The sequence below is a fragment of the Bifidobacterium ramosum genome (genome assembly GCF_009299505.1).
Taxonomy (GTDB): Bacteria; Actinomycetota; Actinomycetes; order Actinomycetales; family Bifidobacteriaceae; genus Bifidobacterium; species Bifidobacterium ramosum.
This window is the reverse complement of sequence record NZ_WBSM01000001.1, coordinates 38,026-51,182: the sequence shown is the minus strand read 5'-3', so window position 1 is coordinate 51,182 and position 13,157 is coordinate 38,026. Positions and strand designations below refer to the sequence as shown.

Annotated in this window: 8 protein-coding genes; 3 read left to right on the top strand and 5 right to left on the bottom strand. The window is 65.5% G+C overall.

Translation table 11 applies throughout. The features are described 5' to 3' along the window. Window positions 1-60 precede the first annotated feature (60 nt). Both DSM100688_RS00190 and dnaG read right to left on the bottom strand, forming a co-directional pair. Window positions 61-2,403, bottom strand: coding sequence for an LTA synthase family protein (locus DSM100688_RS00190; RefSeq protein ID WP_239519265.1), 2,343 nt, complete (start codon window positions 2,401-2,403; stop codon window positions 61-63). 478 nt (window positions 2,404-2,881) lie between these two features. After that, window positions 2,882-5,026: a DNA primase gene (dnaG, locus tag DSM100688_RS00185; RefSeq protein ID WP_152357179.1), complete on the bottom strand. Its 2,145-nt coding sequence runs from the start codon at window positions 5,024-5,026 to the stop codon at window positions 2,882-2,884. A gap of 124 nt (window positions 5,027-5,150) precedes the next feature. On the opposite strand from dnaG, the gene DSM100688_RS00180 reads away from it, so the two are divergent. The 3 genes from DSM100688_RS00180 to DSM100688_RS00170 all read left to right on the top strand — a co-directional run bounded on the left by DSM100688_RS00180 (window position 5,151) and on the right by DSM100688_RS00170 (window position 9,633). Beyond that, window positions 5,151-6,221: a LacI family DNA-binding transcriptional regulator gene (locus DSM100688_RS00180; protein WP_152357178.1), complete on the top strand. Its 1,071-nt coding sequence runs from the start codon at window positions 5,151-5,153 to the stop codon at window positions 6,219-6,221. A 290-nt stretch (window positions 6,222-6,511) separates the two neighbouring features. Continuing rightward, window positions 6,512-7,846 (top strand): MFS transporter, encoded by a 1,335-nt coding sequence (locus DSM100688_RS00175; protein WP_152357177.1) that lies wholly within the window; start codon window positions 6,512-6,514, stop codon window positions 7,844-7,846. Window positions 7,847-8,058: 212 nt separating this feature from the next. Further along, complete coding sequence (locus DSM100688_RS00170) at window positions 8,059-9,633, top strand: glycoside hydrolase family 32 protein (RefSeq protein WP_152357176.1); 1,575 nt, start codon at window positions 8,059-8,061, stop codon at window positions 9,631-9,633. 173 nt (window positions 9,634-9,806) lie between these two features. Here DSM100688_RS00170 and DSM100688_RS00165 read toward each other — a convergent pair whose 3' ends face one another. The 3 genes from DSM100688_RS00165 to DSM100688_RS00155 are packed head-to-tail and all read right to left on the bottom strand — an operon-like array spanning window position 9,807 to window position 13,083. Beyond that, window positions 9,807-10,598, bottom strand: a complete 792-nt coding sequence (locus tag DSM100688_RS00165; RefSeq protein ID WP_152357175.1) for an isoprenyl transferase — start codon at window positions 10,596-10,598, stop codon at window positions 9,807-9,809. A gap of 5 nt (window positions 10,599-10,603) precedes the next feature. Continuing rightward, window positions 10,604-11,404, bottom strand: a complete 801-nt coding sequence (recO, locus tag DSM100688_RS00160) for a DNA repair protein RecO (protein ID WP_152357174.1) — start codon at window positions 11,402-11,404, stop codon at window positions 10,604-10,606. A gap of 20 nt (window positions 11,405-11,424) precedes the next feature. After that, the gene (locus tag DSM100688_RS00155) at window positions 11,425-13,083 is read right to left on the bottom strand and encodes an alpha/beta hydrolase family protein (RefSeq protein WP_163146779.1); all 1,659 of its coding nucleotides are present in this window, start codon (window positions 13,081-13,083) and stop codon (window positions 11,425-11,427) included. Window positions 13,084-13,157 lie beyond the last annotated feature (74 nt).

The following is a 13,157-nucleotide window of genomic DNA, read 5'->3' as shown; positions in this document are numbered from 1 at the left end:
CCTACGCTTCCAGTATACGCCGAATTTATCGTTTGTCGTTAATATTGTAATGTGTGACGACTATTGTTCGGGCACGTCCATGAATCCAAGCCCACGCAGATACCCGTCGCCGGCGGTGATGTCGTACTGGATGAGCCGGTAGTCGTCAAGCAGCCGTTTGGTCGCGGCCGACGCACGGCTGACATCAATCTGTTTGCCGTCCGCATCGAGATACAGCGGCGTGCCTTCGGGGATACGCGTCCAGCCCTGCGTCACGTTGACCACGGGCGGTTCCATCGCCGGTACGGCTCGGTGCATGGCCGTCAGGAACGCGAGGTACGGCGAGACGCGCGCGTTCAGATGCGCGGCGGTCTGCGCCATGAGATAGTTCGGCGATGTGTATGCGTTCTCGTCGGCGTCCGAATCGGAAGCCGACGCATCCGCATGCTCCACACCCGCGATTTCCGTCTTGCGCGTCGCCTCGCGCGCGGCCCTGTTCGACCAGATGAAATAGTCGGTCTCGTGCAGCGGGATCGAGTTGCGGTCGTCGGCGCTGGCGTGCTTGTAGATGCTCGGCAGATGGTCACCGTAGAAGATCACGGTGACCGGCTTGCTCATCGCGTCGAGCTTGGAAAGGAACGCCTTCGTGTATTGGTCGGTGTAGCTCATGCCCTTGGCGTACGTATCGATGTGCGTGCGTTCGTCGGCCGAAAGCGGTGTACCGGTCGTGGAGCTGGCCGTGAACTGGTTGTGGTCGTACCAGTTCTCGTAGCCCATGTGGTTCTGCATGGTGACCAGTTGGATGAACTGGCTGCCGGATTTGCCGTCCGCAGCATGGTTCGACGTGCTGTCGGACGCGGCGTCGATGAGCTTGAGCACGCTGTCGTACGACGTTTCGTCGCTGATGTAGTGCGACCGGTCGATGCGCGTCGCATGGTCGGCGATGAGCGGATCGTTCTGTGAGTAGAAGTTCGCGAAGCCGAACTTGCGGTAGTTCGTGGCGCGCGAGTACAGCGCGGGATTGTACGGGTGGACGGCCTGGCTGGTGTCGCCGTCCGCGTTCCAGATCTGGTTGAACGAGGGCGACCAGGTCATCTGCGGCACGAGCTGCTGATACGGGCTCGACAGCGACGCGTCGAAGTTGGTCATGCTCAACCCGGTGAGCGCCTGGAATTCGAGGTTCGCGGTACCGCCGCCGTAGCCGGACGACAGCATGAGCCCGGATGTGGTGGTCTTTTTGAGCGACCGGATGTACGGCATGGGGTCGTCGTTGAGCGTGATGCCGGGCACGCGTGTCGGGTCGGAGAACGATTCGGACAGGATCATGACGACCGTGCCGTCGGTGAGGTTCGTGGTGCGCGTGCGGTTGATCGCGGCGGCCTGCGCGGCGTACCGTTGTGCGACCTTGCGCATGGTCGCCTCGCTGTAGTTCGCCGGACGGTCCATGACCTTGGGGCGCGTGAGGCGCAGGAAACCGACCGCGACGCCGTTGGACTGCGCGTCTTCGATGGAGTCCCACAGTTTCGCCTTGTCGCCGAAGCCGGCGGCGAACGAGTTCGCCCATGATCCGGTGGTGCCAAGGTCGGCGGCGAACGCGACGAGCATCGCGGCGCAGATCACGGCGGCGAGGCCGCGGCGGACACGGCCGATGAACCGACGCGGCGTGACGATCAGCGAGCGACGGCCGTCGAAGACCGCAGCGGTGACGCAAACCGCGAGCAGTACCGCCACCGTGACCGTCATCTGGACGATCGCCTCGACGGAACCGGCCGGCGTGTTGGTGACGGTGTCGCCCATGCCGCCCGCGCCGCCGCTGGCCATCAGCGTGATGTCGGTGGGCCGGATCGTTTCGGAGCGGACGAGCACCTTCATGCGCTCGAGCACGGCGATGACGCCGGCCACCGTGACCATAAGCCCGCTGGCGATCCAGAACCGGTTGATCGCGAATACGAGCACCGCATAGACCGCGCCGATCACGAGCAGGTTGAGCAGGAACTGGAACTGGCCGAACTGCACCGTCGTCCCGTCCGGCCCGATGCCGAACATCTTGGCGACGAACTCCCACGGCGTGGTGCGGCTGCGCGCGATCATCACGCTCCACTGCAGCATGAGCACGGCGGCGGAGGCGAACAACACGAACGCGATCACGTACGCCCACCACGGGAACGGAGCACGGACGTGGGCCGCCCGCGACGCCTTGTCCCGTTCCGGGCGGAGCCGACGGGCGGATGACGACAGCCGATCTCGTACATGGCCGCGTACACGGTCGCGCATGCCGCCGAAAGGATGCCGCAGGGGACGGGGAATCGCAGTGGGTCCCGGGAACCCCACCGGTTCCGGCATACTCACCGTGGATTCCATCGAGGCCATCATCTGCGAGCCCGAATCCATCTCAATCCTGCCGTCGTCACGCCACTGCTTCATGCTTTCAGCCTATGGCCGCGACCGCACGACGGCCATCGCCGCCACCAAGATGTCACCGCAACGTAGCCAAAATTCACGTGCCATACACATCCGCCCGTCTCTCACGTCTGTATCATCAGTCTTCCCCGGACTTGCCCGCGGATCGCTCCCGCGACGGATAGCTTTCGCGACTGCAAGCCCCCTCCTAACGGACATACAGCCGATTCACCCACCTCAATCGGCTGTATGTCCGTTAAAGGGTGGAACCAGAACCAGGGCGAGCAGAACAAAGTGCGAGACGGACGAGAGGCAGGCAAGACAACGTATAGACACAGCGGCACGCAGACATAACAGCGCACCGACTTCCCACCTCACCACCCAATCACCTCAACGGACATACAGCCGATTCGCATAGGTAAATCGGCTGTATGTCCGTTAGGAAGGGGAGGTCGAGAGGAGAGGATGAAAACAGGGACCGCGGGGAGCGACGCCGCACGCGTCAGCCGACGTTGTTGCCGAAGATCTGCGACTGCAGGTCCTTGCGGGCGGCCTCCATACGGGTGATCTCACCCAGCAGTCCGATCTTCTCCTCGCCGTCCGGCAGCTGCGCCATGCGCCGGCGCACCGCGCCGATGCGCCGCATGAAACCCATGTCCAGCAGCTTCGCCGTTAGTTCGGCGGCGTACTGCTGCTCGGCGGGTGACGCCGGCCGCAGCTGCGCCGCCGCACCGTTCGCGTCGCCGTCGCCGGCCGCTCCCCCGTCGCTGGCGCGCAGATCGGCGTCGCTCGGCGGCAGCGGCAGCGGCATCACGGCCAGCTCGTTGACCACCGGGTCAAGCAGCGGCCCGCCGGCCTTCGCGAGGTTGTGCATCCACAGGCCCTGCGGCGTGGTCGTGTCCGGCAGTCCGCCGGCCGCGGCGATCGTCTGGAACAGCGACCGGAACACCGGCGTCATGAAGTTCGACAGCGACAGCGACGCGAACATGGACGGATCGATCGCGCGCGGCACCTGGATCAGCGTGGCCATGAACTGCTGCTCGCAGATGAACACCGCATCGTCGATCCGATAGTACGTCTGGTCTGCCGCGTCGCGCCGTTCGAGCGTCTTGCGGGCGGCCGGGTTCGCGTACGGGTCGCCGCCGGATCGGTCGCGTCCGGCGAACCCGGCGCCGCCGTTCGTCTCACCGAATCCGTCGCCGGCGCCCACGCCGCCGCCGAAGCCGCCGGACCGTCGTTTCGGGGCGTACGCGTCGTCGTCGCGCACGTGCAGCTGCCGTCGCGCGTCGCGCACCTCACGTTGCATGATGTCCAGATCAACGCCGATGCGACGCGTTGCCTTGCGCGTGTAAATGTCAAGCAGCGACCGGTCTCGGATCTGCGCGATGAGCGGCGCGGCGGCCTTGACCGCGCCCATCTGCCCGGTCGTGTACGTGGTGTCGAATCGGTTGATCGCCGCGTCGATGACGAAGTCGTACAGCGGCTTCGCGCCGGCGATGAGCGCGCGTACCGCCTCGTTGCCGCGTTCGATCCGCAGGTCGCACGGGTCAAGGTTGTCGTCGGCCACGGCCACGAATGTCTGCGACAGGAACGCCGAGTCGAGGCCGAACGCGTGCAGTGCGGCCTTCTGCCCGGCCGCGTCGCCGTCGAACGTGAACACGATGCGCGAGCTGAGCGACTGCCCGTCGACCTTGAGCGGACCGACGAGCTGCACCGCGCCGAGCGAGTCGTCGGCGATCAATCGGCGTACGATCTTCGCGTGCTCCGCGCCGAACGCGGTGCCGCAGGTCGCCACGGCCGTGTCGATGCCGGCCAGATGCATGGCCATGACGTCGGTGTAGCCCTCGACGATCACGACCTGGCGTTTTTTCACGATCGCAGACTTGGCGATGTCGATGCCGTACAGCACCTGCGTTTTGCGGTAGAGCGCCGTGTCGGGCGTGTTGATGTACTTCGCGCTGATCTGGTCGTCCTCATACAGCTTGCGCGCGCCGAAGCCGAGCGTGCGGCCGGTCGAATCGCGGATCGGCCAGGTGACGCGGCCGCGGAAGTAGTCGTAGATGCCGCGCTGGCCGCGACGCGCGAGGCCGGCGTCAAGCATCTCCTGCTGCGTGAAGCCCTTGCCGGCAAGATGCCGCACGAGATTGTCCCAGCCCTGCGGCGCGTAGCCGCAGCCGAACCGTTCGCAGTCGGCTTGGCTAAAGTTGCGGCCGCCGAGCAGCTTGCGCGCGGGCAGCGCCTCCTTGGTGAGGATCTGCGAGACGAAGAAACGCTGCGCCTCCTCGTTCGCCTCGAGCAGGCGGGCGCGTTTGGAGCCGGCGTGTTCGTTCTGTTTGGAGCCGTTTTCGTAATGCAGTTCGATGTGGTAGCGGTCGGCGAGCAGTTCGACGGCTTCGCGGAAATCGATGTTCTCCTGCTGTTCGACGAATTTGAACACGTCGCCGCCAAGGCCGCAGCCGAAGCAGTGCCAGACGCCGAGCGCCGGGCGGACGTTGAAGCTCGGGGATTTTTCGTCATGGAACGGGCACAGGCCGACGTACGTGCCCGTGCCGGAGGCTTTCAGCGTCACGCTCGCGGACACGATGTCGTACAGGTCCGCCCGTGCGCGCACCTTTTCCACGTCTTCCTTCAGAATCATCCCGGCCATAGTGTTCCAGAGTACCGGCACGCCCCGCCTTCCATGCCCCCGTAACGGACATGCAGCCGATCCGCGTGCGTGTTGCGGCCGTATGTCCGTTACGCAACGGCACGCAGGGTGTATCGTTTGACGTATGACGACGATGAAGGAAATCGCGGAGCAGACAGGGGTGTCGGTGTCCACGGTGTCGCTGGTGCTCAACCACCGCGACGAGGGGCGCGTGAAGGCGGAGATCGCCGCCCGGGTGCGCGATACGGCGCAGCAACTCGGCTACCAGTCGAACCCGCTGGCCCGTTCGCTGCGCACCGGCAAGACGCGCATCCTCGGATTTATCAGCGAGGAGGTCGCCACCACGCCGTACGCGGGCGGCATCATCCTCGGTGCGCAGGACGCGGCGAGCCAGCTCGGCTACATGCTGCTCACGGTGAACACGGACGGCGCATCGAACGAGTCCGACGAGATCGCCACGCTCAAACGGTACGGCGTGGACGGGTTCATGTATGCGAAGATGTCGAACCGGTACGTCGACGTGCCCGATGAGCTCAAGGACTATCCACTGGTGTTGGTCGACGCGACCGATCGTGACGGCAGGTACCCCAGCGTCGAACCCGACGAGTTCCGCATCGCCTACGATGCGACGCGCCGGCTGATCGACGCCGGCTGCGCACGCATCGCGTACGTCGGCTGTTCGGAGCCGTTGATCGCGCAGAACGGACGGATGGACGGCTATCGGCGCGCGCTCGAGGACGCGGGTTTCGCGTACGACGAGACGCTGGTGGCGAACGTGCTCAACAACGGTCCGGCGTTGCGTGCGGTGAGCGACCTGTTCGATCGCGCACGACCGGACGGCGTGTTCTGCTTCAACGACGCGCGCGCCTGGTACGTGTACGAGTGCGCGGCGCGGCGCGGACTGACGATCGGCCGCGATGTATCGGTGGTCGGCGTGGACAACCACCGCGTGCTGGCGGAGACGTTGTCGCCGCAGTTGACGACGGTCGAGCTGCCGCATTACGAAATGGGCTACTGGGCGGCGTTGAAGCTGGTGTCGTTGATCGAGCCGGGACGCGATCTGAGCGGGTTCGCGGCGCCGGATACGACGGCCGTGATGCCGCCGATCGACGCGCCGGTGCCGGCGAAGATCCACTGCACGCTCATCGAGAAGGAGTCGGTGCGCGGCGACGCGCCGGACGACACGCTCGTCTGACCACAAACGTGCGTGTCCGGCACCGAGCGCACACGCATCCGCGTGGCGGTTTTCGCTCGCTGGGGCATGTCCCAGCGAGCGAAAACCGCCACGCTTCCGATCTGACGCGTCAAACGATTTACGCGACACGCCGACAGGTACTTAAATCGTTTGACGTAAATCGTTTGACGCTTTATACTGAAACCACGATTCCACGCAAGGGCGCAGCAGCCCGGAGCGGAACCCCCTTACAACCAACCAATATCAAACAACGGTCGCATGGCAGCGGCCGTGAGAGAAAAGGGAATGCAATGGCAGCAGGCAAAACCGCGGCATGGAAGAATCCTTCCTACCTGCAAAGCTCGTTCGGCATCTTCATGTTCTTCTGCGCATGGGGCATCTGGTGGTCCTTCTTCCGCATCTGGCTCGAGTCGATCGGTCTGACCGACGGCGAGGCCGGCCTCATCTACACCATCAACTCCGCGGCGACCATGATCATCATGTTCGTCTACGGCGTCATCCAGGACCAGCTCGGCATCAAGCGCAACCTGGTCATCGTGATCTCCGTGATCGCCGCGCTCGTCGGCCCGTTCGTCCAGTTCGTCTATCACCCGATGATCTCCGCCGGCGGCGCGACCCGCTGGATCGGCGCGTTCATCGGCTCCGTCGTGCTGTCGGCCGGCTTCATGGCCGCCTGCTCGCTGTTCGAGGCCGTCACCGAACGCTACTCCCGCCACTTCAACTTCGAATACGGCCAGTCCCGTGCCTGGGGTTCCTTCGGCTACGCGATCGTGGCCCTGTGCGCCGGCTTCCTGTTCAACATCAACCCGCTGATCAACTTCTGGGTCGGCTCCATCTGCGGTCTGGTCATGCTGGGTGTCTATGCCTTCTGGGTGCCGGCCGAGCAGAAGGAGGAGCTCCGCAAGGAGGCCGATCCGAACGCCGCGCCGACCAACCCGTCTCTCAAGGAGATGGTGAGCGTGCTCGGCATGCCGACCCTGTGGGTGCTCATCGTCTTCATGCTGTTCACCAACACCTTCTACGTCGTGTTCGATCAGCAGATGTTCCCGCAGTACTACGCCTCCCTGTTCCCGACCAAGGCCATCGGCAACGCCACCTACGGCACCCTGAACAGCTTCCAGGTCTTCCTCGAGTCCGCGATGATGGGCGTCGTGCCGATCATCATGAAGAAGATCGGCGTGCGCAACTCCCTGCTGCTCGGCGCGTTCGTCATGTTCGCCCGCATCGGCCTATGCGGCGTGTTCCATGATCCGGTCACCGTCTCGATCGTCAAGCTGTTCCACTCCATCGAGGTGCCGCTGTTCTGCCTGCCGGCGTTCCGCTACTTCACCCTGCACTTCGACACCAAGCTGTCGGCCACGCTGTACATGGTCGGCTTCCAGATCGCCTCGCAGGTCGGCCAGATCATCTTCTCCACCCCGCTGGGCGCATTCCACGGCTACATGAAGGAGCTCATGCCGGCCAACGACATGGGCATCCGCATCACCTTCTGGATCATCTCCGCGATCGTGCTCGCCTCGCTCATCTACGGCTTCTTCGTCATCAAGAAGGACGATCAGGACGTCGGCGGCGACCCGTTCTACACCGACAAGCAGCTGCGCCAGATGGAAGCGGCCAAGGCCTGATCTTCCTCCCCTTGGTTCGTGCGGCTCGTCCATCACCCATCCGGCCCCGCCGCACGAACCGACACCACCGTGGTGCCCGGCAGCGTTTCCCCTTTTGTCGCTCCGGGCACCATCTTCCATAACCCACACCCCGCAACGTCCGTCCACGTCACCGGCCTCCCGCCACGGCAACCGCCACGGACCGCCGAACATCATCAGAAAGGAACTCAACGATGAGCGCATCCCCCATCCTCACGCCGATCGCCGATCACGACGCCGAACTCGCCAAGGCCGAAGCCGGCGTCGCCAAGCTCGCCGCCACCCGCAACGACCGCTGGTACCCGAAGTTCCACATCGCCTCGAACGGCGGCTGGATCAACGACCCGAACGGCCTGTGCTACTACCAAGGCCGCTGGCACGTCTTCTACCAGCTGCACCCGTACGGCACCCAGTGGGGCCCGATGCACTGGGGCCACGTCTCCTCCGCCGATATGGTGACCTGGCGCCGCGAGCCGATCGCGTTCGCTCCGAGCCTCGAGCAGGAGAAGAACGGCGTGTTCTCCGGCGGCGCGGTCATTGGCGACGACGGCAAGGTCAAGTTCTTCTACACCGGTCACCGCTGGGCCAACGGCGTGGACAACACCGGCGGCGAATGGCAGGTGCAGATGCTCGCCGAGCCGGACGACGACACGCTCACGCACGTCACCAAGCGCGGCATGGTGGTCGACTGCCCGCGCGACAAGGTGCACTGGCACTTCCGTGATCCGAAGGTCTGGAAGACCGCCGGCAAGTGGTGGATGACATTCGGCGTTTCTTCCGCCGAGCAGCGCGGCCAGATGTGGCTGTACTCCTCCAGCGACATGGTCGACTGGACGTTCGAGACCGTCTTGTTCCAGCATCCGGACCCGGACGTGTTCATGCTCGAGTGCCCCGACTTCTTCCCGATCCGCGACGCGGAAGGCAATGAGAAGTGGGTTATCGGCTACTCGGCGATGGGCGCGAAGAAGCACGGCTTCGACAGCCACAGCACGTCGGCCGCCGGCTACCAGATCGGCTCGTGGACACCGGGCGAGGCGTTCGTGCCGGAGACCGAGTTCCACCTGTGGGACTGCGGCCACAACTTCTACGCGCCGCAGTCGTTCAACACGGCCGCCGGCGACACCGAGACGCCGGGCCGCGACGGCCGGCAGATCATGTACGGCTGGATGAGCCCGTTCATCCAGCCGATCCCGATGGAGGACGACGGCTGGTGCGGCCAACTCACACTCCCCCGCGAGATCACGCTCGGCTCGCGTTGCGGCGACATCCACACCGCGCCGGTTGCCGAGGTCGAAGGCCTGCGTGAGGACACGATCGACTTCGGCACGATCGAACTGGAGCAGGACGGTGAGCGCGTGCTGCTGGACGATGCCGAGGCCGTGGAGATCGAGATGACGATCGACTTGGATGTCTCCACCGCCGAGCGCGCCGGATTGCGCGTGCATGCGACCGAGGATGGCGCCTACACGGCGATCGGCTTCGACGAGCAGATCGGCCGCGTGGTGGTCGACCGTGGCGCGATGCGCAACGGCGACCGCGGCTACCGCGCCGCGCCGCTCGACGTGGACGAGCTGACCGGCAAGCTGGAGCTGCGCGTATTCGTGGACCGCGGTTCGGTCGAGGTGTACGTGAACCACGGTCATCAGGTGCTCAGCTCCTACTCCTACGCGTCCGAGGGCCCGCGCGCCGTCAAGCTGGTGGCCGAGTCCGGATCGCTGAAGGTGGATGCGCTGAAGATCCATCACCTGAAGTCCATCGGACTGGAGTAAGCTCGCCCGTTCTGGTTCCCGGGATTCTCCGCAAGAAATCCCGGGAACCGGGCTTTGTTTATATGAACATGCAAAAGGCCGGAATCACGCCACTGTGATTCCGGCCTTTGTTCGTTATTGTGCGGTTCCTGGTTCCCGGGATGGCCACGCCGAATCCCGGGAACCGACGGACGCTACTTGGTCACCCCACCGAACCGCCGGTCGCGGTGCACATAGTGGTCGATAGACCGCCACAGCACCTCGCGCCCGCAATCCGGGAACAGCTCGGGCACGAAGTCGAGTTCGGCGTAGGCGGCCTGCCACGGCAGGAAGTTGCTGGTCCGCTGCTCGCCGGACGTGCGGATCACCAGATCGCAGTCGGGCACGTCGGGCAGGTAGAGATGGTCGGCGATCATCTTCTCGGTCACGCGGTCGCCGGAAATGCGGCCGTCGCGCACCTCGCGGGCGATCGCCGCGCATGCGTCCGCGATCTCGGCGCGGCCGCCGTAGTTGATGCAGAACACCACGTCAATGACCTTGTTGTTCTTGGTGCGCTCCTGCGCCACCTCGAGCTCGTCGATCACCGACTTCCACAGCTTCGGACGGCGGCCGGACCAGCGCACGCGCACGCCCCACTCGTCCATCTGCGCCACGCGGCGGTGGATGATCTCACGCGAGAAACCCATCAAAAAACGCACTTCCTGCGGGGAACGCTTCCAGTTCTCGGTCGAGAACGTGTACAGCGACAGGTAGCGCACGCCCGCCTCGATCGCGCCGGCGATCGTGTCGAACACCACCGGTTCGGCGGCCTGATGCCCGTTGGTGCGGATCATGCCGCGCTGCTTGGCCCAGCGGCCGTTGCCGTCCATGATCACGCCCACATGGCGGGGCACCTTGTTCTTCGGGAAATCGGGGATGATGGACGGGTCGGAAAAAGGCGCCGCCGGAATGTCCAGCGACGTGTAGTCGACGTTCTCAAAAGCCATAAGCGCTAATCTAGCAAGCGCAGTGAACGAATCGGCCGTTCCATGTAATACTCGCTCCACTCCTCCACCAAGCGGCGTGTGTCCGGCAGCAGCACGGTCTCATCGCCGACTGCCGCAGCCCCCGCGGTTCCCGCCGCAGCCGTCCCCGCAGCCGCGCTCCCAGCACCCGCGCCACCCGCATCCAGCACCTCCCAGTCGCCCCGCGCCAATGCCGCGAACTGCCGCAGCACCACCGGCTCGACCCGATGCGAGTCCGGCGTATGGTCGGCCGCACACATCACGCCGCCCGATGCCACGGACAGATACGCCGGCGCCCCCACCGGATCACCGCACACCACGCAGCTGGCCAGCCGCGGCAGCCATCCGGCCAGGGCGAGCGCACGCATCACGTAGGAGTCGCCGATCGCGGCCGGCGCGTGCGCACGTTTGGCGAGTGCGTGCAACGCCCCGATGAGCAGCTGGTATTGCGCGGGTACGCGTTCGTGTTCTGAGGCGACGAGCTTGTCGACGGTTTCGACGATGACGTTGGCGGCGACGTACGACTCGTAGTCGGCGCTGATCGGCGCGGCGTACGCGGCGATGGAGTCGGCCTGGGAGATGACGTCGAGCGAGCGGCCGGTGGCGATGAGCACGTCGACGCGCATGAACGGTTCGAGCCGTCCGCCGAAGCGGGATTTGACCTTGCGTGCGCCTTTGGCGACGGCGCGGATCTTGCCGTGGCCGCGTGTGAGCATGGTGATGATGCGGTCGGCCTCGCCGAGTTTGGCGGTGCGCAGCACGACGGCCTCGTCGCGGTACAGCGGCATGGACACGGCTCCTTCCTGGCCTAATAGACGAACAGTCCCCAGAACGCGAAGAACAACAGTATATGCAGCATGGCGACCGCCGTGGCCCAAAACAGCACACGCCCGAGCCGCGTGGAGGCGAGCACCGGCTCGCGGCCCGTCACCACCGCCCGGATCGATCCGCGACGCGGCGGCCATTGCAGGATGCCGCGCGCCGTAGCGACCTCGATGAGCCGTGCGAACACGCCGCTCCACGCCCAGACCACGAGCGTGCACACGATCTGGATGACCGGCCAGCTCCAGCGCATGATGCCCGGGTCGTCGCTCGGCGCGCTACCCCACGCGAGCCGCACCACACCCATGATCACCTGGCCGAACCCGGCCGCGAACAACAGCATCGTCGCCAGCGTGGTGAGGGTCAGGGTGAGCAGCGCGTTGCCGAAGCCGTGCGCGAATCCCAGCGCGGAGGTCCGGGCCGCCGTGTCGCGGATGGTTCCCCGTCGTCGCATCCTGAACCGTATCGAACGTCCCGCCGCGGCCAACGCCACGACGGCCGCAACCAGCAGCGTCACCAGTGTCGAAACGTGCAGCAACAGCCCGTAGACGGTCAGTCCACGCCGTGCGGCCAGATCGTCGGGCACGGCGATCGACTGGTAGAGCGAGTCGCCGGCGACGCGTTCGCTGGTCTGTGTGAGCCCGGCGACGGTGCCGGCCGCCCAATCGGCGACGTCGCGCGTGTACTCGTCGGCGAACGGCGTGCCGTCCTCCTCGTCGCTGCCGAGGCGCATCACGTGGTTGGCGATCGGGTACGCGCGCACCGTCACGTCCGTGTTGCCGGACCGTCTGGCGAGGTCGTAGATCGTTTCGGTGCCGTCGACCTGCGCGGTCATCACGTCCTTCGACCCGTACGCCACAAACGTCGGGATCGCGTAGGCGTCGGCGTTCGGGATGTCCGCAAGGTCGAAGTTGGTCAGGCCGAGCAGGGCCGTGTCGGCGTTGAACACGCGACGGACGATCGACTGGTAGCCGTCGTGCGCGCCGACGAGCGCGAAGTCCTGCGCGGCGAGGAAGCCGAGCGACTGCCGCGGCGTGTACACCATGGGGCTGAGCAGGATCTGGAACGCGATGTCATGGTCCTGTTGCAGCAGGTACGAGGCGATCCACGTCGATTCGCTGGTTGCGTAGATGCCGACGTGCGCGGCGTCGACGTTCGGCAGGGCACGCAGATATTCGACGACCTGATCGTAGGCGGCGGCCGATGCGGGATAGTCGCGGGTGATGTCGTTGGTGGACCAGATCGGCTTGTCGATGACGGCGGTGACGAATCCTGCCGAGGCCAGGTCGGTGGCGATGTCGCCGAACGAATCGTCCGGGGTGCCACCGTGGCCGGCGCCGTGCATGAAGACGACGGCGGGCAGGCCGGCCGTGTCGGTTTTGGGCGTGCGGATGAGGACACGGATGCGTTGCATCTCGCCGGTCGACGCACGGCGCACGTCGAGATAGGCATTGCGTTCGGTGACGTCGAAATCGCCGACCTGATGCAGGGTGGCATGCCGTGGGTTGGCGAACGTGACGGCGGTGTCGGCGTTCAGCGAGGCGATCGTCCGGCCGGTGGGTTCGTTGTTCCACGGCACGGTCGTCGCGTTCGACACGTACGCGAGCACGCCCAGCAGGATGATGAAGATCGGCAGACGCAGCATGAGCCTGCGGCCGCGGTTCCACGGCCGCGCGGCCGTCCGGTCGGCCAACGTTGCGTTCCGCTGGTCCCGTTGCG